The sequence below is a fragment of the Variovorax boronicumulans genome, assembly GCF_009811375.1.
Lineage (GTDB): Bacteria > Pseudomonadota > Gammaproteobacteria > Burkholderiales > Burkholderiaceae_C > Variovorax > Variovorax boronicumulans.
In genome coordinates this window covers 2,331,544-2,356,624 of sequence record NZ_BKDH01000001.1, presented here as the reverse complement: position 1 = coordinate 2,356,624, position 25,081 = coordinate 2,331,544, and the positions used below count along the sequence as shown (strand labels likewise).

The 25,081-nt window shown below is 68.6% G+C and carries 26 protein-coding genes; 17 read left to right on the top strand and 9 right to left on the bottom strand.

Annotation, left to right across the window (positions count from 1 at the left end; all coding sequences use genetic code 11):
* The first annotated feature begins 110 nt into the window (after nucleotides 1-110).
* Entirely contained in the window at nucleotides 111-1,472 is a 1,362-nt protein-coding gene (locus tag VHAB30_RS10760; protein ID WP_159277030.1) for a homoserine dehydrogenase, read from the top strand.
* Between the two features lie 6 nt (nucleotides 1,473-1,478).
* Here VHAB30_RS10760 and VHAB30_RS10755 read toward each other — a convergent pair whose 3' ends face one another.
* Genes VHAB30_RS10755 through VHAB30_RS10740 form a run of 4 tightly spaced genes read right to left on the bottom strand, consistent with a single transcriptional unit; the run spans nucleotide 1,479 to nucleotide 3,999 of the window.
* On the bottom strand, nucleotides 1,479-2,186 hold the full coding sequence (locus tag VHAB30_RS10755) for an MOSC domain-containing protein (RefSeq protein ID WP_159277029.1): 708 nt from the start codon (nucleotides 2,184-2,186) through the stop codon (nucleotides 1,479-1,481).
* The gene (locus VHAB30_RS10750; RefSeq protein WP_159277028.1) at nucleotides 2,183-2,875 is read right to left on the bottom strand and encodes a glutamine amidotransferase; all 693 of its coding nucleotides are present in this window, start codon (nucleotides 2,873-2,875) and stop codon (nucleotides 2,183-2,185) included. The genes VHAB30_RS10755 and VHAB30_RS10750 overlap by 4 nt, the downstream gene beginning before the upstream one ends.
* Nucleotides 2,876-2,897: 22 nt before the next feature.
* Entirely contained in the window at nucleotides 2,898-3,449 is a 552-nt protein-coding gene (locus VHAB30_RS10745) for a redoxin family protein (protein WP_159277027.1), read from the bottom strand.
* Between the two features lies 1 nt (nucleotide 3,450).
* The gene (locus tag VHAB30_RS10740) at nucleotides 3,451-3,999 is read right to left on the bottom strand and encodes a carboxymuconolactone decarboxylase family protein (RefSeq protein ID WP_159271857.1); all 549 of its coding nucleotides are present in this window, start codon (nucleotides 3,997-3,999) and stop codon (nucleotides 3,451-3,453) included.
* 95 nt (nucleotides 4,000-4,094) lie between these two features.
* On the opposite strand from VHAB30_RS10740, the gene VHAB30_RS10735 reads away from it, so the two are divergent.
* Entirely contained in the window at nucleotides 4,095-4,979 is an 885-nt protein-coding gene (locus tag VHAB30_RS10735) for an AraC family transcriptional regulator (RefSeq protein ID WP_159277026.1), read from the top strand.
* Between the two features lie 4 nt (nucleotides 4,980-4,983).
* On the opposite strand, the gene VHAB30_RS10730 is transcribed toward VHAB30_RS10735, so the two are convergent.
* Both VHAB30_RS10730 and VHAB30_RS10725 read right to left on the bottom strand, forming a co-directional pair.
* Nucleotides 4,984-6,171, bottom strand: coding sequence for a M20 aminoacylase family protein (locus VHAB30_RS10730; protein ID WP_159277025.1), 1,188 nt, complete (start codon nucleotides 6,169-6,171; stop codon nucleotides 4,984-4,986).
* Complete coding sequence (locus VHAB30_RS10725) at nucleotides 6,168-7,166, bottom strand: tripartite tricarboxylate transporter substrate binding protein (protein ID WP_062472854.1); 999 nt, start codon at nucleotides 7,164-7,166, stop codon at nucleotides 6,168-6,170. The genes VHAB30_RS10730 and VHAB30_RS10725 overlap by 4 nt, the downstream gene beginning before the upstream one ends.
* A 131-nt stretch (nucleotides 7,167-7,297) precedes the next feature.
* Between VHAB30_RS10725 and VHAB30_RS10720 the strand changes: the two genes are divergently transcribed.
* Complete coding sequence (locus tag VHAB30_RS10720) at nucleotides 7,298-8,185, top strand: LysR family transcriptional regulator (RefSeq protein WP_095745258.1); 888 nt, start codon at nucleotides 7,298-7,300, stop codon at nucleotides 8,183-8,185.
* Nucleotides 8,186-8,197: 12 nt separating this feature from the next.
* On the opposite strand, the gene VHAB30_RS10715 is transcribed toward VHAB30_RS10720, so the two are convergent.
* Together VHAB30_RS10715 and VHAB30_RS10710 are read right to left on the bottom strand one after the other, a co-directional pair.
* On the bottom strand, nucleotides 8,198-10,516 hold the full coding sequence (locus VHAB30_RS10715) for an ATP-binding protein (protein WP_159277024.1): 2,319 nt from the start codon (nucleotides 10,514-10,516) through the stop codon (nucleotides 8,198-8,200).
* 50 nt (nucleotides 10,517-10,566) lie between these two features.
* Entirely contained in the window at nucleotides 10,567-11,244 is a 678-nt protein-coding gene (locus tag VHAB30_RS10710) for a response regulator transcription factor (protein WP_216850707.1), read from the bottom strand.
* Nucleotides 11,245-11,515: 271 nt separating this feature from the next.
* Between VHAB30_RS10710 and VHAB30_RS10705 the strand changes: the two genes are divergently transcribed.
* The 8 genes from VHAB30_RS10705 to VHAB30_RS10670 all read left to right on the top strand — a co-directional run bounded on the left by VHAB30_RS10705 (nucleotide 11,516) and on the right by VHAB30_RS10670 (nucleotide 19,851).
* Nucleotides 11,516-12,316: a DUF1120 domain-containing protein gene (locus VHAB30_RS10705; protein WP_159277023.1), complete on the top strand. Its 801-nt coding sequence runs from the start codon at nucleotides 11,516-11,518 to the stop codon at nucleotides 12,314-12,316.
* A gap of 101 nt (nucleotides 12,317-12,417) precedes the next feature.
* Nucleotides 12,418-13,116 (top strand): DUF1120 domain-containing protein, encoded by a 699-nt coding sequence (locus VHAB30_RS10700; protein ID WP_159277022.1) that lies wholly within the window; start codon nucleotides 12,418-12,420, stop codon nucleotides 13,114-13,116.
* A gap of 76 nt (nucleotides 13,117-13,192) precedes the next feature.
* Nucleotides 13,193-13,912, top strand: a complete 720-nt coding sequence (locus VHAB30_RS10695; protein ID WP_159277021.1) for a DUF1120 domain-containing protein — start codon at nucleotides 13,193-13,195, stop codon at nucleotides 13,910-13,912.
* Between the two features lie 137 nt (nucleotides 13,913-14,049).
* Nucleotides 14,050-14,715 carry a DUF1120 domain-containing protein gene (locus VHAB30_RS10690; RefSeq protein ID WP_159277020.1) on the top strand — a complete coding sequence of 222 codons (666 nt, stop codon included), beginning with the start codon at nucleotides 14,050-14,052 and terminating at the stop codon, nucleotides 14,713-14,715.
* 275 nt (nucleotides 14,716-14,990) lie between these two features.
* Complete coding sequence (locus VHAB30_RS10685; protein WP_235926578.1) at nucleotides 14,991-15,707, top strand: fimbria/pilus chaperone family protein; 717 nt, start codon at nucleotides 14,991-14,993, stop codon at nucleotides 15,705-15,707.
* Between the two features lie 11 nt (nucleotides 15,708-15,718).
* Nucleotides 15,719-18,313 carry a fimbria/pilus outer membrane usher protein gene (locus VHAB30_RS10680; protein ID WP_159277019.1) on the top strand — a complete coding sequence of 865 codons (2,595 nt, stop codon included), beginning with the start codon at nucleotides 15,719-15,721 and terminating at the stop codon, nucleotides 18,311-18,313.
* Nucleotides 18,310-18,891 carry a DUF1120 domain-containing protein gene (locus VHAB30_RS10675; protein ID WP_159277018.1) on the top strand — a complete coding sequence of 194 codons (582 nt, stop codon included), beginning with the start codon at nucleotides 18,310-18,312 and terminating at the stop codon, nucleotides 18,889-18,891. Before VHAB30_RS10680 ends, VHAB30_RS10675 begins: the two co-directional genes overlap by 4 nt.
* Before the next feature lie 87 nt (nucleotides 18,892-18,978).
* Nucleotides 18,979-19,851 (top strand): winged helix-turn-helix transcriptional regulator, encoded by an 873-nt coding sequence (locus tag VHAB30_RS10670; protein WP_159277017.1) that lies wholly within the window; start codon nucleotides 18,979-18,981, stop codon nucleotides 19,849-19,851.
* A gap of 16 nt (nucleotides 19,852-19,867) precedes the next feature.
* Here VHAB30_RS10670 and VHAB30_RS10665 read toward each other — a convergent pair whose 3' ends face one another.
* On the bottom strand, nucleotides 19,868-20,830 hold the full coding sequence (locus tag VHAB30_RS10665) for a LysR family transcriptional regulator (RefSeq protein ID WP_159277016.1): 963 nt from the start codon (nucleotides 20,828-20,830) through the stop codon (nucleotides 19,868-19,870).
* A 198-nt stretch (nucleotides 20,831-21,028) separates the two neighbouring features.
* Here VHAB30_RS10665 and VHAB30_RS10660 point away from each other — a divergent pair, with 198 nt between their 5' ends.
* The 6 genes from VHAB30_RS10660 to VHAB30_RS10635 all read left to right on the top strand — a co-directional run bounded on the left by VHAB30_RS10660 (nucleotide 21,029) and on the right by VHAB30_RS10635 (nucleotide 25,080).
* Nucleotides 21,029-22,360, top strand: coding sequence for an MFS transporter (locus VHAB30_RS10660; RefSeq protein ID WP_070060608.1), 1,332 nt, complete (start codon nucleotides 21,029-21,031; stop codon nucleotides 22,358-22,360).
* Between the two features lie 50 nt (nucleotides 22,361-22,410).
* On the top strand, nucleotides 22,411-22,965 hold the full coding sequence (gene uraD / locus VHAB30_RS10655; protein WP_159277015.1) for a 2-oxo-4-hydroxy-4-carboxy-5-ureidoimidazoline decarboxylase: 555 nt from the start codon (nucleotides 22,411-22,413) through the stop codon (nucleotides 22,963-22,965).
* Nucleotides 22,958-23,473 carry a hydroxyisourate hydrolase gene (locus VHAB30_RS10650; RefSeq protein WP_095947649.1) on the top strand — a complete coding sequence of 172 codons (516 nt, stop codon included), beginning with the start codon at nucleotides 22,958-22,960 and terminating at the stop codon, nucleotides 23,471-23,473. The genes uraD and VHAB30_RS10650 overlap by 8 nt, the downstream gene beginning before the upstream one ends.
* A gap of 48 nt (nucleotides 23,474-23,521) precedes the next feature.
* On the top strand, nucleotides 23,522-23,857 hold the full coding sequence (uraH, locus tag VHAB30_RS10645) for a hydroxyisourate hydrolase (protein WP_062472877.1): 336 nt from the start codon (nucleotides 23,522-23,524) through the stop codon (nucleotides 23,855-23,857).
* Nucleotides 23,858-23,876: 19 nt separating this feature from the next.
* Nucleotides 23,877-24,368 carry a nucleoside deaminase gene (locus tag VHAB30_RS10640; protein WP_159277014.1) on the top strand — a complete coding sequence of 164 codons (492 nt, stop codon included), beginning with the start codon at nucleotides 23,877-23,879 and terminating at the stop codon, nucleotides 24,366-24,368.
* 100 nt (nucleotides 24,369-24,468) lie between these two features.
* Nucleotides 24,469-25,080, top strand: a complete 612-nt coding sequence (locus tag VHAB30_RS10635) for a TetR/AcrR family transcriptional regulator (protein ID WP_159277013.1) — start codon at nucleotides 24,469-24,471, stop codon at nucleotides 25,078-25,080.
* The last annotated feature ends 1 nt before the right edge of the window (nucleotide 25,081 follow it).

The window sequence follows — 25,081 nt, the reverse complement described above, 5'->3', positions numbered from 1 at the left end:
GGTGGCCGCTCCGGCAGCCACCTGGTGTCTCTTCTCCCGAATGAACGAAACCCAGCTGGCAGCTGGGTTTTTTTGTTTTTGTCCTGTTCGTTCGTTGTTTGGAGAAGCCCATGTACCGCGATCCCGTCTCGTCCTTCCTGCCCCAGCCCAGCCATCCTGCGGCCATTCGCCCCCTGCGCGTCGGCATGATCGGCATCGGCACCGTGGGCGCGGGCACCTTCCGCGTGCTGGCCCGCAACCAGGACCTCATTGCCGCGCGCGCCGGGCGCGGCATCGAGGTGACGGTGGTGGCGGCGCGCAACCTCGCGCGTGCCCAAGGCATCGTGGGCGAGGGCGTGGCGCTCACGGCCGACCCGATGCAGGTGGCCACCGATCCCGATGTCGACGTGGTGGTCGAGGTGGCCGGCGGCACCGGCCCGGCGCGCGACTGGGTGCTGGCGGCCATTGCGCACGGCAAGCACGTGGTCACGGCCAACAAGGCGCTACTGGCCGTGCACGGCCCCGAGATCTTCGCCGCCGCCAGCGCACACGGCGTGGCCGTGATGTACGAGGGCGCGGTGGCGGTGAGCATCCCCATCGTGAAAGCGCTGCGCGAGGGCCTCACGGCCAACCGCATCGAGTGGGTGGCGGGCATCGTCAACGGCACCACCAACTTCATCCTGAGCAAGATGCGCGACGAGGGCCTGGACTTCGCCGACGCGCTCGCGCAGGCCCAGGCGCTGGGCTATGCCGAGGCCGACCCGGCCTTCGACATCGAGGGTGTCGACGCCGCCCACAAGACCGCGCTGCTGGCCGCCAACGCCTTCGGCATGCCGGTCCGCTTTGCCGACGCGCAGGTCGAGGGCATCACCGCGCTGCAACGTGTGGACGTGGCCTGCGCCGAACAGCTGGGCTTTCGCGTCAAGCTGCTGGGCGTGGCGCGTCGACGTGAAGAAGGCGTGGAGCTGCGCGTGCAGCCCGCGCTGGTGCCGGCGACGCACCTGCTCGCGCAGGTGAACGGCTCGATGAACGGCATCATGGTCAAGGCCGACGCGGCGGGCGTCACGATGTACTACGGCGCGGGCGCCGGCTCGGAGCAGACCGCCTCGGCCGTGATCGCCGACCTGGTCGACGTGGCGCGCCTGGACGGCACCCACGCCGGCCAGCGCGTGCCGCACACGGGCTTTCATGCGCATGCGGTGCGCGAACTGCCGGTGCTGCCGCGCGCGGCGGTGCGCAGCGCGCACTACCTGCGCGTGCCGGTGCAGGCGGCGACCGACATCGCGGCCGTGGCCGAGCTGCTGGCCGCGCAGCGGCTGCCGGTGCGGCAACTGGTGCTGGCGAACGGGCCGGCGGAGGCGGCGCCGCAGGTGCTGGTGATCACCGAATCGGCGTTGCAAAGCGCGGTCGATCTCGCCTTGCACGCGTTGCAGACGAGCCCGGTCGTGGTCGGTCCGGTGATCGCACTGCGCGTCGAAACCCTCGACGACTGAAGGGCCTCAGGGGTCGGACGCGGGTGCCCGCAGCCGCGGCTCCCAGTCTTCGACGCGCCCCGCATCCACCCGCTTGCGAAACGTGGTGCGCCAGCGCTCGGCCAACGCGGGCAGGGCGGCGGCCCGTTCCCATTCGGGCGCGAAGCGCGCGTCGCGCGAGAACAGCAGCGCGATGAGGCGCGACAGCGGCCACTCCGGGTGCGGGCGTTCCACGCGCGTGGCCATCGCGCCGGCCCGCACCCAGCCGGGCTCGAGCACGCGGTAGTACCAGCCCGTGCAGCCGCGCGCCTGCATCTCGCGCGCCATGCCGGGCCTGCCGAAGTGCGCGTCGAGCTTCCAGCAGGGCTGCCGGCCCTGCGACACCTGCGCCCGCGCATCGCCGAGCTGCACGACGTCGCCGATGCACACGGTCGATTCGTTCCAGCCGGTGGTCGAGACGTTCTCTCCGAAGGCGCCCGCATTCGACAGCAGCTCGCTTTGGTGGCTCGCCGAGGCCCAGCCCGCGTAGTGCTCGCGCGGGTAGTGGTGCACGGCCTTCTCGATGCCGCCGTGGATGCGCAGGTCGGCCTGCGCGTCGCCCTGCAGGCCGGTGGGCGACAGCCACAGCGCATCGGCCGTCGGCGTCTTGCGGATGCCGCTGCGCGTGCGGCCGTCGGGCAGCAGGGCCACGGGGCCGACCAGCAGCGCGTCGATGCGCAGGGCGGGCTGCGTCATGCGAGCGGATCCAGCCATGCCGTCAGCATGCGCACCGCCGCATCGGAGCGCAGGTCGGCCAACGCGGCGCTGCGGGCGCGCAGCGCGGGAATGTCGATGCCGGCCGCGGCCAGTTCGTGGTGGTGCCCGATGAGCCAGGGCTCGATGCGTGCGGGATCGGCCTCGGGGTGGAACTGCAGCGCGAGCGCATGGCGGCCGTGGCGGAAGGCCTGGTGCGGCGTGCGTGCGGTGCTCGCCAGCAGTTCGGCGCCGGGCGGCAGGTCGAAGGTGTCGCCGTGCCAGTGCAGCACGGGTTCGCCGTCCAGCGCCGCGAGGCACGAGGCCCGGCCCGCCGCGCTCAGGTCGACCGGCGCCCAACCGATCTCCGTGTGCCCCGACGGGTACACGCGGGCGCCGAGCGCGCGGGCCATGAGCTGCGCGCCCAGGCACAGGCCCAGCGTGGGGCGCTGCAGCGCCAGTCGTTCTTGCAGGCCGGCGATCGCTTCGGCGAGCCAGGGGTAGGTCGCCGTGTCGTACGCCCCGATGGGGCCACCGAGCACCACCACGAGGTCGGCGTGGCGCCACTCGTCGGCGCTGAGCGCGGACGGGCCCGCCTGCCGGTAGTCGATGGCGTGGCCGGCCCGGGTGAGCACGTTCGCGAAGCGCCCGAGGTCTTCGAAGGCGAGGTGTTGCAGGGCGATGCATGGCATGCGGCGAGTGTCCTTTCTTCGTTCAGGCGCGGCAGGCGGTGTCGTCGCAGGGGCCGTCTGGCGATGCGTCGCCTGCAGGTTGTGCAATGAGGTGCGCAGGGGCCTCTTCAGCCGCGAGCTGCCCGATGGCGGCGCCCAGTGCCATGTCGTCGAGCAGGCCGAAGTGGCTCATGCGCAGGCGCCCCTGCCGGTCGACCAGCACCGTGCTCGGCGTGCCCTGCCACTGGTAGTCGCGCATCGTGGCGGGGATGCCGCCGGTGGGCGAGGGCTGGTCGATGCCGATGGGAAAGCCCAGGCGGTACTCGCGCACGAAGGCGTCGAGCGCGGCGGGTGTCATGACGTCGTGGTGCTCGAACACCGAGTGCAGGCCGATCACCGCCACGTCTTTCGCGGCGAACAGCTGCCGCGTCTTCTTCGCCTGCGGCAGGCCGTGCGACACGCAGGCCGGGCACAGCATCTGGAAGGCGTGCAACACCACGACCCGGCCCCGCAGCGACGCGAGCGTGACGGGCGCGTCGGTGTTGAGCCACTGCGCGACCTGCAGTTCGGGCGCTTCGGGGCGCGGCCAGGCCATGTCAGGCCGCCTCGGTGCGCAGCTTCACCTGCGGGAAATCCACCGGCACCTGGAACGCCACGTTCACGTAGTTGGTGAACAGGTTCAGCGCGACGTGGGCCAGGATCTCGACGATGTGCCGGTCGTCGAAGCCCACGGCGCGCAGGGCCTGCACGTCGGCGTCGTTGACCTGGCCGCGCGCATCGACGAGCTTGAGCGCAAAGCGCAGCGCCGCCGCGGTGCGCGGGTCGGCCGATTCGCCGGCCTGTGCGGCCGTCATGTCGGCGGCCGACACGCCCGCCTTGCGGCCCAGCGCGGTGTGCGCTGCAAGGCAGTAGTGGCAGGCGTTGCGGTCGGCCACGGCCACGGCGATCTGCTCGCCGAGCTGCGCCGGAATGACGCCGCCGCCGAGCGCGCCGAACGATCCCCAGAGGCTGCGCAGCGCCGCGGGCGAGTTGGCGACGGCGCGGAACATGTTGGGCGTGGCGCCGAAGGCACCGTGGATTTGGGAGAGCAAGACCTGGGCGTCGCCGGTGGCGGCGGTGTCGGTGACGAGGTTGACGCGGGGCATGAAGACTTCCTTTCGGTGATGACGATGCAACCAGTGTCTTCCCGCAATCCGTATGATTTGAACGCTTTCATCCATTCAACATACCTTTTCGTCCAATGCCGAGCGCACAGCCACCGCCGCCCATCGACAGGCTCTCGTCCCTGCTCGAGCGCTTCCGTGTCCGGGCCCACCTGTTCCACACGGGGCCGCTGTGCGGCGTGACGCACTTCGCGGCGAAGGAAGGGCGCAGCTTCCTGCATGTGATGCGGCGCGGCGAGATGGTGGTCACGCATTCGGCGCCGTCGGTGCGTTCGGCCGGCGTGCCGCGCAAGCTGGTCGTGAAGGAGCCCAGCCTGCTGTTCTACCCACGCCCGCTGGCGCACGACTTCCACAACGCGCCCACCGAAGGCTCGGATTTCGTCTGCGCCACGGTCGACTTCGACGGCGGCGAGGCGCACCCGCTGGTGCGCGCCTTGCCGCCGCTGGTGCGGCTGCCGCTGCATGCGGTCGACGGCCTCGAAGCGGCGCTGGCGCTGCTGTTCGCGGAAACCGGGCGCGTGCTGTGCGGGCACCGGCTGCTGGCCGACCGGCTGTTCGAGGTGGTGCTGATCCAGCTGCTGCGCTGGCTGCTCGACCATCCGCAGGAGAGCGGCGTGCCCGCAGGTTTGTTGACCGGGCTGGGCGATCCGCAACTGGCGCGCGTGCTCGTCGCGCTGCACGAGCGACCGGGCGAGCCGTGGCCGCTCGAACAGATGGCCACCGAGGCCGGCATGTCGCGCAGCGCGTTCGCGGCGCGCTTCAAGTCGGTGGTGGGCGCGACGCCCGCCGACTACCTGGCTCAGTGGCGCCTGACGATCGCGCAGGCCGAGCTGCGCACGGGCGCGTCGGTCAAGACGATTGCCGACGGCCTCGGCTACGCGAACGCCTCGGCGCTGTCGCGCCTGTTTGCGCAGAAGGTGGGCGTGTCGCCGCGCGAATGGCTCGCGCGGCAGTCTTCTTGAACGTTCAGTTCGCGGCGCGCAAAAAGCGCTCGGTCAGCAGCACCCAGTAGGCGCCGCCCACCGCAACGTTGCTGTCGTTGAAGTCGTAGCCCGGGTTGTGGACCATGCAGGCGCCGTGCGCGTCGCCGTCGCCATTGCCGATGAGCAGGTAGCAGCCGGGCACGCGCTCCAGCATGAAGGCGAAGTCTTCGCTGCCCGGTAGCGGCGGCGTCTGCCAGGTGACCTGCGCCGGGCCCACGAGTTCTTCGGCCACGGTGCGCGCGAAGGCGGTTTCTTCGGGCGTGTTGACCAGCACCGCGTAGCCGGGCCGCCAGTCGATCTGCGCCTGCACGCCGAAGCTCTCGGCCTGCGCGGCGACCAGCGCCTTGATGCGGGTTTCGATCTTCTTGCGCACCTCGCGGTCGAGGGCGCGCACGCTCACCTCGAGCACGGCGCCTTGCGGGATCACGTTGTTGGCCTTGCCCGCGTGGATGACGCCCACCGTGACCACCGCCATCTGTAGCGGATCGATGTTGCGCGAGACCACGCTCTGCAGCGCCATCACGATGCTGGCCGCGGCCACGATGGGGTCGGCCGCGCGGTGCGGCATGGCGCCGTGGCCGCCCACGCCAGTGAGGGTGATCGTGGCGTAGTCGGACGAGGCCATGGCCGGGCCTTCGCGCATCGCCAGCCGGCCCTGCGCCATGCCGGGCATGTTGTGCATCGCGAAGATGGCGTCGCAGGGGTAGCGCTCGAACAGGCCGTCGTCGATCATGCGCACCGCGCCGCCGCCGCCTTCTTCGGCGGGCTGGAAGATCAGGTTCAGCGTGCCGTCGAAGCGCCCGCGTTCGGCCAGGTGCTGCGCCGCCGCCAGCAGCATCGCCGTGTGGCCGTCGTGGCCGCAGGCGTGCATCACGCCCGTGTGCGCGCTGGCGTAGGCCAGGCCCGTGGCCTCGTCGATGGGCAGGGCGTCCATGTCGGCACGCAGGCCGAGGCGACGCGTGCCGCTGCCGCGCACCAGCCGGCCCACCATGCCGGTGCCGCCGATGTGGCGCTCGACGGTGTAGCCCCAGGCCTGGAGCTTTTCGGCCACCAGCGCCGAGGTGCGGTGCTCGTCGAAGCCGAGTTCGGGGTGCTGGTGGATGTCGCGGCGGATGCCGATGAAGGTATCGGCGCTGGCGTGCAGGTCGTTCAGGAGGGCGGTGGTGCTCATTGGGGTTCCAGGCGGATGGACTTGGCGATGTCGCGGTAGCGCGCGGTCTCGGCTTCATAGAACTTCGCCGATTCGGCCAGCGTCGTCTGCGGCGAGGCCAGCTGGGTCTGGGCCGCGAGCTGCTCGCGCACGCTCGTTTCCTTCAGCGCCGCGCCGACGGCCTGGTGCAGCTTCTGCACCACGTCTTCAGGTGTGTTCTTGCGCACGAAGAAGCCGCTCCAGGTCTTGTAGTTGACGTTCTTCAGCTCCTTGCCTTCGCTGGCGGTGGGCACGTTCTTCAGCAGCTCGGAGCGCTGCCCGCCGAGCTGACCGAGGATCTTCAGCCGGCCCTGGTCGGCCAGCGCGCCCATGGCGGCGCTGTAGACCAGCACGGCAAAGTCGACCTGGCCGCCGCCGATGTCCTGCAGCAGCGGCGCGTTGCCCTTGTAGGGCGCGTGCATGAGCTTCACGCCGGTGTCCAGCTGCACCTTCTCGAGGATCAGGTGGTACAGCGAGCCGATGCCCACGCTGCCGTACGACAGCGGCTTGTCGGGCGACTTGCGCGCCAGCGCAATGAGCTCGTCGACGCTGTTGGCCGGCAGGTCCTTGCGGGCGACGAAGACCATCACGGCCTCGGCCACCGGATGCACCATGCGGAAGTCTTCGGCCTTGAGCTTCACGGCCGCATTGGCCAGCGGCGCAAGAATGATCTCGTTGGGCGAACCCTGGAAGAGGTAGTAGCCGTCGGCCGGCGCGGCCAGCACCTTCTGCGCGGCCATGGCGCCGCTCACGCCACCCAGGTTCTCCACGACCACCTGCTGGCCCAGCGCCTTGCCCAGCGGCACGGTGAAGATGCGCGCGGTGGCGTCCGAGGGGCCGCCGGCCGGGTAGGGAACCATCAGGTTCACGGGCTTGGCGGGAAAGCCGTCGGCGCGGGCGGGGCCCGCGGCCGCCAGCATCAGCCCGCAGCCGAGCAGCAGCGCGGATCGGAAGAGCGAAGTCGTCGTCAAAGTCATGTCTCCTGGGGTGGGGCCGGCTCGTGGGGCCGGATGCAGGGGAATGCTAGGAGCGGGCCGACGCAACGTCCAATGCATTGTTGGCTGCATTAGCATGAGTCCAATGCATTCATGAAAACGAGGTTTTCGCCATGACGCTGGTCCAACTGAGGCACCTGATTTCGCTGGCCCACACGGGCTCGTTCAGCCAGTCGGCGCAGGCGCTGCACCTGACGCAGCCCGCGCTCAGCCGCAGCGTGCGCGCGCTCGAGGACGAGCTGGGCATGCCGCTGTTCGACCGCATCGGTCGGCGCAACGAGCTCACGGTCTTCGGGCGTGAGGTGCTGGAGCGCGCGCGGCTCTTGGTGTCGGAGGCCGAGGCGCTGCGCGACCGCGGCCGGCAGATGCGCGAAGGCGAGGGCGGCACGGTGCGCATCGGGCTGGGTTCGGGGCCGGGTGCGCTGCTGATGACGCCCTTCTTGCTGCACATGGCGACGCACCACCCGGCCGTGCGCACCGTGATCGCGCGCGGCAGCACCGACCTGCTGGCGCAGGCGCTGCGCGAGCGCAGCCTGGACGCGCTGGTGGTCGATGCGCGCGCGCTCAAGCCCGCGCCCGACCTGGTGCTGACCCACGTGTACGAGCTGCGTGGCGCCTTCCTGTGCCGCCGCGGCCATCCGCTCACACGGCTGCGCAAGGGCGTGAGTTTCGAAGCGGTGCAGCGCTACCCGATCGCCTCGACGCCGCTGAGCGACGAGGTGGCGCGCGGGTTGGTCGAAACCTACGGCCCGCAGGCGCATCCTGCCAACTGCGTGACCCTGCAGTGCGAGGAGCTGCCCAGCATCGCCGACGTGGTGCGCCAGAGCGACACGGTGCTGCTCGCGGTGCACGAGTCGGCACCCGACCTGGTCGAGTTGCGGATGGAGCCGCCGATGCGCGGCACGGCGCGCTTCGGGCTGGTGACCTTGCGCCAGCGCACCGAGGCACCGGCGCTGGCGATTCTTCGCCGGCTGATGAAGGAACGGATGGCGGGGGCGTAGGGCGCCGTCTGCTCAGGGCGCCGCCTGCGCCGACAGCGCAAGCTGGAGTTCGTCCAGCAGGTCCGCCACGCGCATGTGGTCCGAAGCGGTTTCGGCGCGAGCGATTTCCTCCAACGCATCGGCGGGCGCTGCCACAGCCGCAGCGTCGACCATCAAGGCCGCGCCCCGGATCCGGTGCGCATGGTGCGCCGCGCTCGCGGTGTCGCCCGCAGCGAACGCCCGGCGCAACGCCGCAAGGTCTTCCGCCATGGCCTCGTGAAACTGCGGCGGCAAGGCCGTGCCGGGACGTTGCGGCGACGACGGCGCTCCGCCCAGCCAGAGCTGCAGCATGCTCGACAGTTCGTCCAGGCGCAGCGGCTTCTTGAGCACGCCGTCCATCCCGCATTCCATGCATTCGTCGAGGTGCGCCGAGTCGGTCGCGGCCGAGATCGCGATCACGGGCAGATGGGTGACGCCGGCCTCGCGCTCGCGCTCCCGGATGCGGCGTGTCGCTTCATAACCGCTCATTCCGGGCATGTGGCAGTCCATGAGCACGAGCGCAAAAGGATGCGGCGGCGCGAGCGCGGCCAGTGCCGCCGCGCCGTCGGCTTCGATCCGGGCGTCGTAGCCCAGCATGCGCAACTGCTCCGCGATGATGAACTGGTTGCCCGGGTGGTCCTCCACGACCAGCACGGTGGCCGCAGGCCCGGCGGGCGGCTTGCCATGCGCCGCAGCGGCATCCCTGGACAGTTCTTGTGGGGGCGATACAAGCCGCACCGGCAGGGCGAACTCGACCGAGGTGCCCGCACCGAGCCGGCTGCTCAACCGGATCTCGCCGCCCATCAACTCGACCAGCTCCTTGCAGATGGTCAGCCCCAGGCCGGTGCCGCCGAAGCGCCGGGTCGTGGAGCTGTCGGCCTGCGAATAGGCATCGAAGAGGGTGGCCTGCTGCGAGGGCGCGATGCCGATGCCGGTGTCACTCACCGTGACCGTCAGCAGGCCGTTCATGTCGCCATCGTCCAGAAGCTCCAGCGTCACGTCGATGCGCCCGCGCTCGGTGAACTTCACGGCATTGCCCAGCAGGTTGAGCAGCACCTGCCGCAACCGCGTGGGGTCGATCAGCACCTGCCGGCCCGACGGGTTGTGCGTGCGCACCGCGATGACCAGCGGCTTGTCCTGCGCGTTCACGCGCGCCACATGCGCCACCTTCTGCGCCAGCGCGTCGACGTCGGTGGGCATCAGTTCCAGCGCGAGGCGCCTGGCGTCCAGCTTCGAGAGGTCGAGCACATCGTCCAGCAGCGACAGCAGGGCTTCGGCGGCCGCCGAGGCGGTGCGCGTGAAACGCGTCTGGCGCGCATCCAGCGGCGTGTGCGCCAGCATCTCGATGGAGGCCAGCACCGCGTTCATGGGCGTGCGGATCTCGTGGCTCATGACCGCCAGGAAGTTCGACTTGGCGCGCTCGCTCTTCTGCGCGGCGCGCTGCGCCACGCGGGCGCGCCAGGCGAACCAGCCGAGCAGCACGACGCCGCCGAGCAGCAGCAACAGCTGTGGCAGGCGGTAGCGCACGATCGACAGCAGCGACGGTTCGCCGAAGTCTGTCTGCTCCAGCCACCGGTCGTTCATCTGGCCGGTCTCCGCCGCCGAGAGGCTGGCGAGCGACTTCTCCACGATGGAATGCAGCAGCGGCAGGTCGGCGCGAACGCCCATCTGGGCCACGTACAGGAGATCGCCGATCGTGCCGGAGATGCTCAACTGGCGCGCATGCCTGCGGCGCATCATGGGCAGGAACACCGCGTCGGAGCCGATGGCGGCGTAGGCCTCGCCGGTGATCACCGCGTCGAGGCTTTCCATCGGTTCGCTGGTGGGCAGCACGCGCACGCCGGGGTAGCGCTCGGCGAAGACATGGGCGTAGGTGCCTCCGCCGCGCACGGCCGCCACCTTGCCGTCCAGGTCCTTCATGTGCAGGACGAAGGGGGCGTCGGTGCGCGTGACGATGATCGTCTGCGCCACGAAGAAGGGATCGGTCAGGCGCAGCCTGGCGCCGACTTCGCGCGTGGTTCGCTGGGCGCTGGCGTTCGGGAACATGTCGACCTTGCCGTCGAGGAAGGCCTGCTGGGCTTCCTGCCAGTCGGGGGTGGCGTGCAACTCGAAGCGCAGGCCCGACTTGCGGGCGACCGCGTCGAGGTACTCCGCGATCAATCCCTTGTAGCGGCCGTGCTCGATGGATTCCAGCGGGCTCAGCCGCGTGTCGGCGGCATAGCGCACGACGGGGTTGGCCTTCATCCAGCGCTGTTCCTCGTCGGTGAAGAGGGGCTGCGCCTGCGCCCAGGCAGGGCCGGCGGGGAGGACCATCGCGCCGCACATCGTCCACCGGGCCGCTCGCCCGAGAGCGCGCCAGGGGTTCATGTCTTGTCCAGCTGGTGGCGGATCTTGAACAGCTCGTTGTCCGTGCGGATGCCCAGCTTGCGGAACGCCGCGTGCTTCTGCGTGCTGATGGTGTTCACGTTGCGGGAGAACTTCGCGGCGATCTGCGTGACCGACAGGCCTTCCAGGCAGCAGCGCAGCACCTCGCGCTCGCGTGGGGACAGCAGCGGGTTCTTCGTGAGCGCCTCGGCGTCGGTGTGGGGCGACGCGGCCTCGGAAAAGGTCGCGATGTCCGCTGCCATGTCGGGATGCAGGTGGATGCGGCCCTTGCCCACCGTGCGCACGGCCGCCACCAGCTCGTCCAGTTCCTGGCTCTTTCCGACATAGCCGCGCGCGCCGGCCTTCAGCGCCAGCGCCACGGTGGCCGCGCTGTAGTGCGCGGAGATGACGATCGTCCGGCTGCGCGGATGCCGCACCTTCAGCGCCCGCAGGAGGTTGAGCCCGTCGATGTCCGAAGGCCCGAGCGAGAAATCCACGAGCACGACATCGGCCGCCACGGTGGCCAGGGCATCGAGCAGTTCGCGACTGGTGGCATGGCTGCCGACCACCGACAGGTCGGGCTCGTCCGCCAATCTTGCGATCAGGCCATGCCGGACGACCGCGTGGTCGTCGAGCACCATCAGGCGAAGCGGCTGCGCGGCGAGGTGGTGTGCCATGAGGACCCTCCCAGTGGGCGGATCGTAGGCCGCTCGCCCCCACGTCGACACCATCACAACGAGGGGATGCGTGAGCGCATGCCGCGCGAGCCCGCGCCGCTCCGGGTTCGAATTTTCGAACGATCCCTAAGTCGACCCCCCGATTTTTCGTTGCATTTCTATATCGGGAAAAGCACCCAAAAAGAACAATTCATCGGAGCAAAACACGCCGCCGCTCACACGCTTTTCGTGCGCACTTTCAAGGGCGCTCGCTGCAAGAGGCGCAAGGCCCTTGCAACGCGAAACCCGACGCATCGGCGGTTGGATTGGGTTCGTTGCGGTGCAGTCCAACGCATCGTTTCGAGGCCATGGGTGGGTTTCAACGAATCCTTCGTTGACCCTTTTTTTTGAAGTTCTTGAGGAAATACCAGTGAAGAAAATTGCAACCCTTGCCGCTGCCACCTGCGCGGCTGCCGTGATGTTCGTGCCCGGCCAGGCAAGCGCCGAAAGCGCCGAACTGCGGATCACCGGCACCATCATTCCGGCCGCGTGCACGCCCGTCTTCACGGGCGGCGGCGTGGTCGACTACGGCAACATTCCCGCCAGCTCGCTGAACCCGACGGCCCAGACCACGCTCGCGGACAAGTCGACCCAACTGACGCTGACCTGCGATTCGCCCGCGCTGTTCGGCTTCAAGGTGATCGACGAACGCGCTGCGACGGCGGTCGCCGCGTTGGAAACCATCCCGGGGTATGCCACGAACGCGAAGTTCGGCCTGGGCGCCGTGGATGGCAAGAACATCGGCGCCTATTCGTTGCAGATCACGAAAGAGACGGCCGATCAAGGCAGCACCAAACACATCAACAGCGTGGACGGCGGAGCCACCTGGTCGGACTTTGCGGGCGGCATGACCGGCGACGGCGGCACGCTCGTTGCGTTCGCCGCCAGTGCCACGGGAACGGTGCCAGGCGCCCACACCGCCATCACGGCCGACATCCGTGTGGTGACCGCCATCGACAAGGGCAGCAACCTGCCACTGACCCAGAAGATCCCGCTGGATGGCCTGTCGACCTTCGAGCTCGTCTACCTGTAAGCAGCGACCGGCGAACAGCCCGCCAATTCATTTCCGCTCTTGTTTCTTCTGCCGCCAGGGGCAGCGTTGCGGGGCCTTGGCGGGTGTCAACGAATCCTTCGTTGAAATCTTTTTTTGAATTTCTTGAGGAAATACTTGTGAAGAAAATTGCAACCCTTGCCGCCGTCGCCAGCGTGGTCGCCGTGATGTTCGTCCCCGGCCAGGCGAGCGCCGAAAGCGCCGAACTCCGGATCACCGGCACGATCACGCCCACTGCTTGCACGCTCGTTTTCACAGGCGGTGGCGTGGTCGACTACGGCAAGATTCCCGCCAAGTCGCTGAGCCCGACGGCCCAGACCAATCTCCCGGAGAAATCGATCCAACTTGGCATGACCTGCGAAGCGCCTGTGCTGTTCGGCTTCAAGGTGGTCGACGAACGCGCTGCCACCGCGGTCACTTCGCTGGAAACGATCGCGGGGCATGCCGCGAACAAGAAATTCGGCCTGGGCGCTGTAGACGGCAAGAAGATTGGCGCATATTCGTTGCAGCTTGTGAGTCAGACCGCTGATGACGGTCCCGCGGTTTCCCTTGAGAGCGGGAACGGCGGCGCTACCTGGGTGGCCTTTGGCCAGATCGGCCTGGTGGGCGATGGGAGCAAGCTCGTTTCATTCCTCACCGGCTCGGGAACTGCGCCGAATGCTCACACGTCTGTCACGGCCGATATCCGTGTGGTGACCGCCATCGACAAGGGCAGCAACCTGCCGCTGACCCAGCAGATCCCGCTGGATGGCCTGTCGACGTTCGAACTCGTCTACCTGTAAGCAGCGACTGGCGAACAGCCCGCCGATTCATTTCCGCTCTTGTTTCGTCTGTCGCCAGGGGCAGCGTTGCGGGGCCTTGGCGGGTGTCAACGAATCCTTCGTTGAAATCTTTTTTGAATTTCTTGAAGAAATATTTATGAAGAAAATTGCAACTTTCGCCGCCGTCGCCAGCGTGGTCGCCGTGTTGTTCGTCCCCGGGCAGGCGAGCGCCGAAAGTGCCGAGCTCCGGATCGCCGGCACGATCACGCCGACTGCTTGCGCGCTCGTTTTCGCAGGCGATGGCGTGGTCGACTACGGCAAGATTCCTGCCAAGTCGCTGAGCCCGACGGCCCAGACCAATCTCCCGGAGAAATCGATCCAACTTGGCATGACCTGCGATGCGCCTGTGCTGTTCGGCTTCAGGACGATCGATGAACGCGCAGGAACCGCGGTCACTTCGCTTCAAACGGGTGTGGGGGAGCCGGAAACGAAGTTCGGCTTGGGCACTTCGGATGGCCAGAAGATTGGCGCCTATTCGATGCAGATTGTGGGTGCGACCGCCGATGGAGGACTCGCGAAACCCATTTTTAGCGCGAACGGCGGCGCCACCTGGGGAAACCTCAACACTGGCGGCCTGATGACTGATGGGCGCAGACTCATCGCATTCGTCAACAACGGGGGATCGGGGCCGAATGCTCACAAGTCTGCCACGACGGACATCCGTGTGACGACCGCCATCGACAAGGGCAGCAACCTGCCGTTGACCCACGCGATCCCGCTGGATGGCCTGTCGACCTTCGAACTCATCTACCTGTAAGCAGCGGCTGACGAACAGCCCGCTCGTCCATTTCCATTCTCGATTCTTCCGCCGTCAAAGGCCGCGTTTCGGGACCATGGACGGGCTTCAACCAATCCTTCGTTGAAATCTCTTTTGAAGTTCTTGAGGAAACATCTGTGAGGAAAATTGCAACTCTTGCCGCTGCCGCCTGCGCGGCCGCCGTGATGGTCGTGCCCGGCCAGGCGAGCGCCGACAGTGCCGAGCTCCGGATCGCCGGCACCATCACGCCATCCCCTTGCACGCCCGTTTTCACGGGCGGAGGCGTGGTCGACTACGGCAACATTCCCGCCAGCTCGCTGAATCCGACGGCCCAGACCACGCTCGCGGAAAAGTCGATCGAACTGATCATGACCTGCGATGCGCCTACGCGGTTCGGCTTCAAGGTGATTGACGAACGCGCCGCGAGCGCGATCACTTCGCTTGAAACGATCAAGGGGGCCGCCCCGAACATGAAGCTCGGCTTGGGCACTTCGGATGGCAAGAAGATTGGCGCCTATTCGTTGAAGCTCTTGGGTCTGATCACCAGTGAAGGCGGCGCGTATATCGTTCAGAGCGATAACGGCGGTACCAGCTGGAGCCAAGTTGGCTCATCTACCCTGGTCGCTGATGGGAGCAGGCTCATTGGGGCCGTCAACAGCGCCACGACCACGACGCCGAATCCCCACAAGTCCGTCACGACCACGATCGGCGTGGTGACCGCCATCGACAAGAGCAGCAACTTGCCGTTGACCCACGCGATCCCGCTGGACGGCCTGTCGACGTTCGAACTCGTCTACCTGTAAGCCACACGGCTGTATCGGCCGGACCTTCCGCCCGATACAGGGTTGTGCCGGGCAGGGCGCCTGGCGCAATCCTTTCCGGGACATCCCGTTCTCGAGCCCGCTGCGGCATTGAGGACCCTTCGGCATCGCGTCCGGACCGTTCGGGATCGACGCGGTGCCACCCCTGGTGCCACGGCTGGCGAACAGCCCGCCGGTCCCTCCCCATTTTTGACTCTTCTCGAAAGCGCCCCTTTCGAGACGGCGGACGCGCTCGTCCGACCACAGGAAAGAGAACCGTGAACTTCATCCCTGCCAGATTTGTTTTCGCACTGTCCGCCTCGACCGCATTGATTGCGGGCCTTGCCCCGCTGCCGCTGCATGCCGCGGGCATGCTGCCGGAGACCTCGGTCGTCATCGTCAACGAGAGCGATGGCGAAGCCAGCATCAACGTCAAGAACACGGACGCCAAGCCGGCGCTCATGTTCACGTCGCTGACGGGCATTCCCGGGGACGACGACACCCTGCTGATCGTGACCCCTCCGGTCGCCCGGGTCGAGCCGGGCGAAACACAGCTCGTGCGCTTTCTGCTGCAGACCAAGGAGCCGCTGAAGACGCAACGCCTGCGGCGCGTGATCTTCGAAGGCATTCCGCCGAAGAACACGGAACCGGGCCTGCGCGTGACCATGAACGTGCGCCAGAACCTGCCGGTGCTGATCCACCCCAAGGGCCTGGCCAAGGACGACCAGCCATGGAAGCGACTGAAGTGGTCGGTCGGGACCGGCACGCTGCGCGTCGTGAACGACAGCCCGTACGTGGTGCGCATGGCCACCGAGGTCCAGTTGCTGCCGTCGACCGCGACGGTCGAATTGCCACGCCCCTATGTGCTGCCCGGTGAGACGGTGGAAGTGCCCCTGCCGGCCGCTGCGAAGGGGGCCGCCACGGTGCGGATGGTGCCTGCGACGGTGTATGGCTTCACCGTGGCCCGCTACGACGTCAGGCTCGCGGCGCACTGACGATGGCTGGGTTGTCCTTCCGCACCGCGGCCCCGGCGGCCGCCCACCGGCCGCGCGGGCGCGCCCCGGGCCGAGTTCACCGCCGCTCGCCGGTGGCTGCGGCCGCCGTGGGCGGGCGCACGAAAGGCGCTTCGGTCGGCCTGCCGGCGGCGCTCTGCGTGCTGCTGGTGTCTCCCTCGGCCTTTGCCCTGGCCGGCGAGGAGCGCGCCGACGCCCTCGAGCAGTTCATCAAGGAGAAGCAGGTCGCCGGCTTCGACCTGGACGTGCTCAGGCAGCGCGGCATCGACCCGAAGCTGGCGGACTACTTTCGCCACGAAGCCCGCTTTCGCGTCGGGACGAGCGTGGTGACGCTGTTCGTCAACGGCGAGCGGCGCGGGCTGGTGCCTGCCACCTTCGATGCGGAGGGCCGCCTGTGCTTCGACGAGACGTTGCGGGACAAGGCCGGCCTCGTCACGGGCAGCGAGACGGGGGCGGATGACGCAGCTGCGGGCGCCACGGCCTGCGATGAATTCCAGCGCCAGTTTCCCAGCACGATCGTCGAGCTGCGCCCCGGCAGGGACGAGGTCCGCCTCATCGTGCCGACCGATGCGTTCCGGGCCCGCGAGCGGGCCGACACCTTCAGCAGCGGCGGCGTCGCCGGCCTGCTGAACTACGACCTGCTGACGATGGACAGCCGCCATGCCGGGGGCACCAGCAGCTTCCATTCGCTGGGCACCGAGGCCGGCCTGAACGTCGGCGACTGGATCTTTCGCAGCCGCCAGAGCTACACGTCGAACAACGGCAAGGAAAAGCTCCAGCACCTGTATGCCTACGGCCAGAAGACGCTGACCGGCCTGGGCGCCACGGTGCAGGGCGGCCAGATCACCATCGCCAGCTCGATCTTCCCGGGCGATCCGATCCTGGGCGTGCAGATCGTCCCGGAAGAGGCCCTGCGCGCGGACGCACGCGACAACGGCGCCGTGGTCGAAGGCATCGCCCACACGCAGGCCCGCGTCGAGGTGCGGCAGAACCACGCGCTCATCTACTCGACGGTCGTCCCGCCGGGGCCGTTCTCGCTGACGGGCCTGCCGTTGCTCAGCGGCGCGAGCGACCTGGAGGTCACGGTCATCGAGGCCGACGGTTCCCGCCGGCCGTTCACCGTGCCAGCGGCCGCCCTGGGCGCGACCGCGCTTCGCACGACAGCCGGCTACTCGTTCGCGGTCGGCCGCTACCGCCCGTACGGCCACGGCGACCGGCAGGACAAGCCCTGGGTCGCGACCGGCACCGGCACCTGGGCACTGGACAAGCGCACGCACCTGACGGCGGGTGCCATGGCGGCCTCGCGCTACCAGGCCGCGGCATGGGCCGTGAATCGCATGGTGGTTCCGGGCACGATGGCGGGGTTTCGCCAGGCCGTGTCCAACGCCGCAGGGGAGGGCGTGCGCGGCACGCAGGTCAACGCGTCGGTGAGCAGCGTGATCTCGCCCGCCTTGTCGGCGTCGATGAGCGCCACGCAACAGACCCGGGGCTTTCGCGACCTGGCGGACACGGTGAACCCGGACCTGTTCGACACCCGCTGGACACGCCAGCGCTACAAGGGCCAGTACACGGGCTCTGTCGGTTGGACCCACGCGAGCCTTGGCGGTTTCCGGCTGGCCTATTCGGCCTCCTCGAGCTTCGACGGACGCCACATCCAGCGCGTGATCGGCTCGTGGGTGAAATCGTTCCCGCACGCGACGGTATCGCTCAACGTGGAACGCAGCACCGGCGACCTGGGGCGCTTCGACAACCGGCATGCGGCCTATGTCACGGTGAGCATTCCGCTGGGCTCGAAGACGGTCAAGACGTACGTCAACCGCTACGACGACCGGACCCGCGCCGGCGTCACGCTCAACGAGCGCATCGACGACACCACGAGCTACCAGGTCTCGGCCGAGCGGGACAGCCGCGACGGGCGCAACGACTTCGCTGGGCGCCTGAGCCTGCTGCCGCGCTACACACAGGTCAACGTGGGCTTCTCGCGCAACGGATCGAGCACCACCTACAGCGGGCAACTGCAAGGCGGCATCGTCGCCCACAAGGACGGCATCACGTTCTCGCCGTACCCCGTGCAGGACACCTTCGGCATCGTCTCGGTGGGCGGCGTGTCCGGCGTCCGGATCGGCACGCCGCAAGGCCCGGTGTGGACCGATGCCTGGGGGCGCGCGGTGGCCCCGCAGCTGTTCCCGTACCACACGAGCCGACTGGAGATCGCGACCCGGTCGCTGCCTCGCAACGTCGACCTGGTGAACGGCTACCAGGAGCTCGATGCGGGCCGCGGGTCGGTGAACCACATCCGCTTCGGCGTGGTCAACGCCCGCCGGGTGCTGCTGAAGGCCGTCGGTCCTGCAGGGCAGGCGCTCGAGAAGGGCGGGGCGGTGGTCGATAACGACAACCAGTACGTCACCTCGGTCGTCGACGGCGGGCAGGTCTTTCTGCCCGACGTGCGGGACGGCGCGGACCTGCGGGTCACGCTGTCGAATGGCGGCAGTTGCAGGCTCGCGTTTTCGCTGCCGGAAAAGCCCGACGCCTCCGCCTACTTTGAATCGGCCGATGCCACCTGCACGGCCATGGAAGCACACCAATGATCACGATGAAAAACCTGCGCCGGAACAGCGCGCTGTTCGGCATGGCGTTTGCCGCGCTTTGCGCCCTGGAAGGAACGCCGGCGCATGCACAAGCCTCGGCACGCTGCGATGCGCAACTGAGCGAGTCGCTCGTCGACTACGGACGGATGACCCGCGCACAGCTGCTGGAGCGCCAGCCCGACCCCGCCCGCGCCTCGCTGGGCAAGCGCCTGGTGACGCTCACGGCGGTGTGCGCCGAACGCACGGCGATGGCGCTGTCGTTCCAGGGCGCGGCAGCGGACGACTCGGGCTTCCGGTTTGCCGGAAACGGCCGCTTCACCCTGCGGGTCGTGCAGGCGCAGCTCGATGGCAAGCCGGTTCGCCTGGCCGCATCGCAGGCGGACGCCACGGGCTCGGCCCCTTCGTCGTTCCTTCGGCCCGGCGACCGGATGTCGCCCATGGACGGTGCGGGCCTGGCCCAGGGCCAACGCCTGACGGTGCAGCTCGAGATCGAGCCCTTCGTGGGAGTTGCTGCCACGCGCGTCGCGGCCGAGAGCACCTGGGAAGGCGCGGGGCGTTTCGAAGTTCTGGGCCGCTAGCCCGCCATCCGGCGCGCAGGCCACCCCGTCAACTCGCCCACAAGGCGATTCGACATCCGATCCATCCATCCACATCTGGAGTGATCCTTGAAGCAGAGTCATTGCACCCTCCACACCGCCATCCCCTCCACGCTGCGGCTGCCCCTCATGAGCGGCGAGACCGCGTGCGCCACCATTGCGGTGATCGACCCGGAGCTGCGGCCCCGACGGCAGATGGGGCGGGCCATCCGCAGGCTCGGCCATTGGCCGCTGGTCTTCACCAGCGCACTGGAATTGATGCAGGCGTGCCGCTACCTCCACCTTCGCTTCGACGCCGTGGTGGTGGCCTGCCCGGTGGACGCCGGCGCCGCGGGCGCACTGATCGCCCAGGTGCGGGAGCAGGTGGGCCCGGCGTGCCCCTTGGTCCTGAGCGGCGGCAAGCGCGGTCTGCGTGAACTGGCGGTCCTGCATGCACGCGAATCCGACCACGTGGAGGTGACGCCGTCTTCGTTCGAAGAGGCGTACCTGCTGATGCGGTGCTTCCTGCAGTGGCACCGGGCACGGGTGGCGGGCCAGTTCGTCGAATGGGGTGCGTTCCGCTTCGACCTGTCCGCGGACAACGCGCAGGTGGCCGGCATCCGGGTCGAATTGACGCCCAATGAGTTCGACCTGGCCATCGTGCTGTTCAGGAACGTCGATCAGATCCTGACCCACCACGCGCTGCGCGCGCTGGTCTGGGACAGTGGCCATCGCTGCGGCTCCGGGGTGCTTTCCACGAACGTGTGCGGCCTGCGCCGCAAGCTCGGCCTGGGCGCCGGACGCCATGGGCTGGAGCTGCAAACCGTTCCGGGGCAGGGCTACCGGTTGAGCAGCACGGCCAGCGCGCCGGGAGAGAACAGGCGCCGGCAGCGGGAACCCGTCCGAAGGGCAGGGGAGCGCGCGTGGGGGAGCGGGGCCGCTGCGCCGGGTTCGGCCGCCTGAGCGAAAGGCAGTCAGCCTAGGCGCTTGCGGGTGCGGTGACTTCCGCCGCATCGGGCCGCGCCAGCCCCGACGCCACCGCCGCCAGGATGCCGCGCAGCCAGCGGTGCGCCGGCTCGTGCTGCGAGCGGTCGTGCCACAGCTGGTAGAAGCGCATGCGCGGAAAGCCCTGCGGCGCGGGCACCGCCACCAGCGGCAGCGTGTGCACGAACTGCATCGCGAAATGGCGCGCGGTGGTGAAGACCAGGTCGGTGCCCACCAGCAGGTGCGGTGCCACGGTGAAGTAGGGCACGGCAATGCAGGCCTCGCGCGTCTGGCGCAAGGTGGCCAGGTGCGTCTCGACCACGCCGCGCTGCGACGCCGCATACGGCGTGGGCACCACGTGGCGCGCGGCGATGTAGCGCTCCATCGTCATGGCGCCCTTGGCGGCCAGCGGGTTGTTCTTGCCCATGAGGCACATCAGGTCGTCTTCGAGCAGCAGCGACAGATGCAGCCGGTCGGGCGGCTGCGGCCAGTTGCCGATGACGATGTCGAGCTCGCCCTGGGCCAGCGCGCGCTCGTAGTCGTAGGTGACGCTCAGCGGGTGCACCACCAGCCGCGCGTGCGGCGCCTCGGCACGGAACCGCGTGGTCACGTCGGCCAGGAAGCTCATCGCCAGGTAGTCGGGCAGCGCGAGGTGGAAGGTCATCGCGCTCGAGGCGGGCTCGAACTGCTCGGGGCCCGAGAGCATGCGGTCGATCTCGAGCAGCGCGCCGCGCGCGCGGTCGCGCAGCTGCAGCGCCCGCTCGGTGGGCACCATGCCGCTGCGCTCGCGCACCAGGATGGGGTCGGCGAACACCTCGCGCAGCCGGCGCAGGGCGGTGCTGATGGCGGGCTGGGTCTGGTTCATCCGCACGGCCACCCGGGAGACGCTGCGTTCGGCCACCAGGGCGACCAGCACGCGCAGCAGGTAGGTGTCGACGGGAGCGTGGGAGCGTGACATGGCGGCAGGGCGGAGAAAAGAGGCGTTGCCGGCGGCAGCACCATCATGGCAAACCGTTATGCCGCACATTCTAGAGAGCGTGATCCGGGGCCGCGATATCTGCCTACAGTTCGCCACCAGCGGGAACGGCAGCCGCAAGCGGACCCACAGAAGGTCCCAGGCGGCGCGTCCCGTCCACACCTAGAAATGGAGACAACCATGAGCATGGACGCCACGATGGCGCCAGTCCGGGAACACACCGCCACGGCGGAACTGGACGGCATCTACCGCAAGATCATCTTCCGCCTGATTCCCTTCCTGATGCTGCTGTGGGTGCTGGCCTGGATCGACCGGGTCAACATCGGCTTCATCAAGCTGACGATGCTGGACGACCTGAAGTGGAGCGAGGCGGCCTACGGGCTGGGCGCGGGGATCTTCTTCCTGGGCTACTTCTTCTTCGAGGTGCCCAGCAACCTGCTGCTGCAGAAGATCGGCGCCAAGAAGACCATCATGCGCATCACGATCGGCTGGGGCCTGACCTCGATCGCCACGATGTTCGTGAAGAGCACCGAGATGTTCTACCTGCTGCGCTTCCTGCTGGGCGTGTTCGAGGCGGGCTTCTACCCCGGCATCATCCTGTACCTGACCTACTGGTTCCCTGACAGCCGGCGCGCCAAGGCCTTCGGCATGTTCATGTCGGCCTCGGCCTTCGCGGGCGTGATCGGCGGGCCGCTGGCCGGCACCATCATGAACAACATGCATGGCGTGAACGGCTGGGCCGGCTGGCAGTGGGTGCTGCTGCTCGAGGGCATTCCCTCGGTGCTGGCCGGCATCGCCACCTACTTCTACCTGACCGACCGGCCCGAGCAGGCCCACTGGCTCACGGCGCGTGAACGCCAGCTGGTGCACGACGACCTGGAACGCGACCGCAAGACGCTGGGCCACCGCGAGCACAGCATGCTGGCCTCGCTGAAGAACGGCAAGTTCTGGCTGCTGATCCTGATCTTCTTCTGCATCATCGCGGCGAACTCGTCGCTCACCTTCTACGGCCCGACGCTGGTGAAAGAGATCGGCTTCACCAACCCGCTGACCGTGGGCTGGATCATGGCCGGCGCCTACCTGTGCGGCGCGGCCGGCATGATCTGGAACGGCTTCCACTCCGACCGCCACCAGGAGTCGCGCTACCACTGCGCGCTGGCCGCGGCGCTGGGTTCGGGGGCCTTGCTGGTGGTGGCGCTGTTCCTGCGCCAGAGCCCGGCCCTGGTGCTGGCCGGCCTCACGCTGGCCATCGTCGGCACCATGAGCGCGATTCCCGTGTTCTGGCAGATGCCCAACCGCTTCCTGGCCGGCACCGCAGCCGCCGGCGGCGTGGCGCTGATCAACTCGATCGCCAACCTCGCGGGCTTCGGCGCGCCGTGGATGCTGGGCCTCATCAAGACCGCCACCGGCAGCCTGGCGCCGGGCCTGTATGTGGTCGCGGCGGTCGAGATCTGCGCCACCGTGCTGATCCTGCTGTTCGTGCCGCGCCTGCACAAGACGCCCGCGCGCTGATTCCTTCCACCCCTTCGTCCGACTGTCTGAATACAAAGGAGATGCTCTCCATGCCTTCCCACGCCCATCGTTTTGATCTCCAGGCGCTCAACGCCATGGACTGCGACGCGTTCGTCGCCGCACTCGGGCCGACTTTCGAGAACTCGCCCTGGGTCGCACGCTCGGCCTGGTCGCTGCGGCCCTTCGCCACCATCGACGCGCTGCACGAAGCCATGCTCGACGTGGTGCGCCGTGCGCCCGACGCCCAGCAGCTGGCCTTCCTGTGCGGCCACCCCGAGCTGGCGGGCCGCGAAGCCCAGGCCGGCACGATGACTGCCGAGTCGGTCGGCGAGCAGGGCAGTGCAGGGCTGAACGCCCTGACCCGCGAAGAGATGGCCGAGATCCAGCGGCTGAACCGCGTGTACCGCGAGCGGCACGGCTTTCCTTTCATCATCGCGGTGCGCCGCAGCACCAAGGGCCAGATCTTCGAGGCGCTGCGCAGCCGCGCCGCCGAGTCCACCGAAGCCGAGCGCCGCGCGGCGCTGACGCAGATCGGCCTGATCACCCGCGGTCGCATCGACACGCTGCTGGGTGCGTCCATCTCCCAAGGAGCGGTCCATGCCTGAGAAAGAAATTTCCCTGCCCGCACGCCGTCGCTTCGCGCTGTCGGGCCTCGCGCTCGGCGCCGCAGCCCTGGCGCCGCACGGTGCTGTTGCACAAACAACGGCCGCGCCCGCCGGCCCGGCCCAGGCCAGCGGCCCGATCGTGCTGCACGGCGTGAGCCCGCGCCTGACCGTGCATGCGCTGGACACCTTCCACGGCGCCGCGGCGACCGGCCTGCGTATCGATCTCTCGGTGCGCGAGGGCGACGGCTTCAAGCTGCTGCGCACCGTGACCATGAACGGCAACGGCCGCTCCGACGAGCCGCTGCTGATCGGCGACAGCTACCGCGCCGGCGACTACGAGCTGCTGCTGCACGTGGACGAGTACTTCGCGCGCAAGCAGTCGCGCCTGCCCACGCCGCCGTTCCTGTCGAAGCTGCCGGTGCGCATCCGCGTGGCCAACGTGGCCGAGCGCATCCACCTGCCGATCCAGTTCGGCCCGTGGAGCTACACCTACTCGCGCGGCAGCTGACCAAGCAGGCCCCGTTCGTTCCCATCGTCTGCAAGGAGTTTTCTTCGTATGACCGGCATCACCACCCACGTGCTCGACATCACCACCGGCCGCCCGCTCGTCGGGCTGAAGGTCGACCTCTACGACGTGGCGACCACGCCGCCGACGCGCCTGAACAGCACGCGCACCAACGCCGACGGCCGCACCGACGCGCCCATGCTGGCCGCCGCTTCGGCACGCACCGGACAGTTCGAGCTGCAGTTCCACGTCGGGGACCACTTCAAGGCGGCCGATGCGCTGTCCGACGTGGTGCCCGTGCGCTTCGCCATCGCCGACGCCGCGCAGCACTACCACGTGCCGATGCTGTGCGCCCCCTGGTTTTTTTCCACCTATCGCGGCAGCTGACCGCGGGAGTTTTTTCTGAATGACCACATCCCATGACCCCCACGCAGGCGCGTACCTGCTCGACTCCATCCGCCTCGCCATGGGCAACATCCGCGAACGCAAGACCTGGCCTTTCGGCGCCGTGATCGCGCGCGACGGCAAGGTCATTGCCACCGCCGTCAACGAAGTGGACGCCCTGTGCGACCCTTCGGCCCACGCCGAGATGCAGGCCGTGCGCGCCGCCGCCAAGGCCCTGAAGAGCACCGACCTGTCGGGCTGCACCGTGTACGCCAGCGGCTACCCGTGCTCGATGTGCCTGACGGCGATGTACCTGTCGGGCGTGAAGGAGGTGTTCTACGCCTACTCGAACGAGGACGGCGAGCCCTTCGACCTGTCGGCCGCGCGCGGCTACGTCGAGATCGCCCGGCCGCTGGAGCAGCGCGAGATGAAGCTGCATTCGCTGCCGGTGCGCGACGAAAGCGACGAAGACCTGTACGAGGCCTGGAGCAAGGTGGCGCAGCCGGCAGGTTGAGCCGGAGACAGCGCTGCGCCCGGGCCTGCCGGGCCGATGCTGCGTGCCATACTGCCCGCGTGTTCACGTGGCGCAGCAGCCATCGAGGAGAAAGACGCACATGGTCCAGCAGGCCAAGCGCAGCGCAACCACCGTCGGGGCCATCCTCGCCTCGGCGCGACAGCTGTTCATCGAGCGGGGGTTCGCGGCGGTCAGCATCGACGACATCGCGGCCGGCGCGGGGATCGCCAAGGGCGGCCTGTATCACCACTTCCGCGCCAAGCACGATGTCTTCGAGGCCGTGCTCGATGCGGTGCAGGCCGAGCTGGCAGCGGAACTCGGCACGCGCATCCAGCGCATCGAAGGGCATCGTTCGCCCCACACCATCGCGACCAACCTGCGCATCTACCTCGAAGCGGCCACGCAGGAAGGCCTGCGCCAGCTGATCCTGGTCGACGGGCCCGTGGTGCTCGGCTGGGAGCGCTGGCGCGGCATCGACGACCGCCACTTCATGGACTCGATCCGCACCGGGCTCGTGGCCATCATGCCGGCGGGCACGCCACCCGAAGAGATCGAGGCCGCCACGCGGCTCATCGCCGGTGCGGTGGCCGAAGCGGCGCTGGCCTGCGGGGCGGCGCAAGACCCGGTGGCCGCCGTGCAGCTGCACTGCCGGTTGCTCGAAACCATGCTGTGCGGGCTGCAGCAACACGGGTCGGATTCGCACCCGGATTGAC

Excerpts from the sequence above, each read along its gene's own strand:
- VHAB30_RS10640 (WP_159277014.1), top strand. The coding sequence starts at position 23,877 with ATGACCACATCCCATGACCCCCACGCAGGCGCGTACCTGCTCGACTCC.
- VHAB30_RS10755 (WP_159277029.1), bottom strand. The coding sequence starts at position 2,186 with ATGACGCAGCCCGCCCTGCGCATCGACGCGCTGCTGGTCGGCCCCGTG.
- VHAB30_RS10750 (WP_159277028.1), bottom strand. The coding sequence starts at position 2,875 with ATGCCATGCATCGCCCTGCAACACCTCGCCTTCGAAGACCTCGGGCGC.
- VHAB30_RS10745 (WP_159277027.1), bottom strand. The coding sequence starts at position 3,449 with ATGGCCTGGCCGCGCCCCGAAGCGCCCGAACTGCAGGTCGCGCAGTGG.
- VHAB30_RS10730 (WP_159277025.1), bottom strand. The coding sequence starts at position 6,171 with ATGAGCACCACCGCCCTCCTGAACGACCTGCACGCCAGCGCCGATACC.
- VHAB30_RS10665 (WP_159277016.1), bottom strand. The coding sequence starts at position 20,830 with ATGTCACGCTCCCACGCTCCCGTCGACACCTACCTGCTGCGCGTGCTG.
- uraD (WP_159277015.1), top strand. The coding sequence starts at position 22,411 with ATGCCTTCCCACGCCCATCGTTTTGATCTCCAGGCGCTCAACGCCATG.
- VHAB30_RS10740 (WP_159271857.1), bottom strand. The coding sequence starts at position 3,999 with ATGCCCCGCGTCAACCTCGTCACCGACACCGCCGCCACCGGCGACGCC.
- uraH (WP_062472877.1), top strand. The coding sequence starts at position 23,522 with ATGACCGGCATCACCACCCACGTGCTCGACATCACCACCGGCCGCCCG.
- VHAB30_RS10650 (WP_095947649.1), top strand. The coding sequence starts at position 22,958 with ATGCCTGAGAAAGAAATTTCCCTGCCCGCACGCCGTCGCTTCGCGCTG.
- VHAB30_RS10710 (WP_216850707.1), bottom strand. The coding sequence starts at position 11,244 with ATGGCACACCACCTCGCCGCGCAGCCGCTTCGCCTGATGGTGCTCGAC.
- VHAB30_RS10660 (WP_070060608.1), top strand. The coding sequence starts at position 21,029 with ATGAGCATGGACGCCACGATGGCGCCAGTCCGGGAACACACCGCCACG.
- VHAB30_RS10760 (WP_159277030.1), top strand. The coding sequence starts at position 111 with ATGTACCGCGATCCCGTCTCGTCCTTCCTGCCCCAGCCCAGCCATCCT.
- VHAB30_RS10725 (WP_062472854.1), bottom strand. The coding sequence starts at position 7,166 with ATGACTTTGACGACGACTTCGCTCTTCCGATCCGCGCTGCTGCTCGGC.
- VHAB30_RS10720 (WP_095745258.1), top strand. The coding sequence starts at position 7,298 with ATGACGCTGGTCCAACTGAGGCACCTGATTTCGCTGGCCCACACGGGC.
- VHAB30_RS10735 (WP_159277026.1), top strand. The coding sequence starts at position 4,095 with ATGCCGAGCGCACAGCCACCGCCGCCCATCGACAGGCTCTCGTCCCTG.
- VHAB30_RS10715 (WP_159277024.1), bottom strand. The coding sequence starts at position 10,516 with ATGGTCCTCCCCGCCGGCCCTGCCTGGGCGCAGGCGCAGCCCCTCTTC.
- VHAB30_RS10635 (WP_159277013.1), top strand. The coding sequence starts at position 24,469 with ATGGTCCAGCAGGCCAAGCGCAGCGCAACCACCGTCGGGGCCATCCTC.
- VHAB30_RS10675 (WP_159277018.1), top strand. The coding sequence starts at position 18,310 with ATGATCACGATGAAAAACCTGCGCCGGAACAGCGCGCTGTTCGGCATG.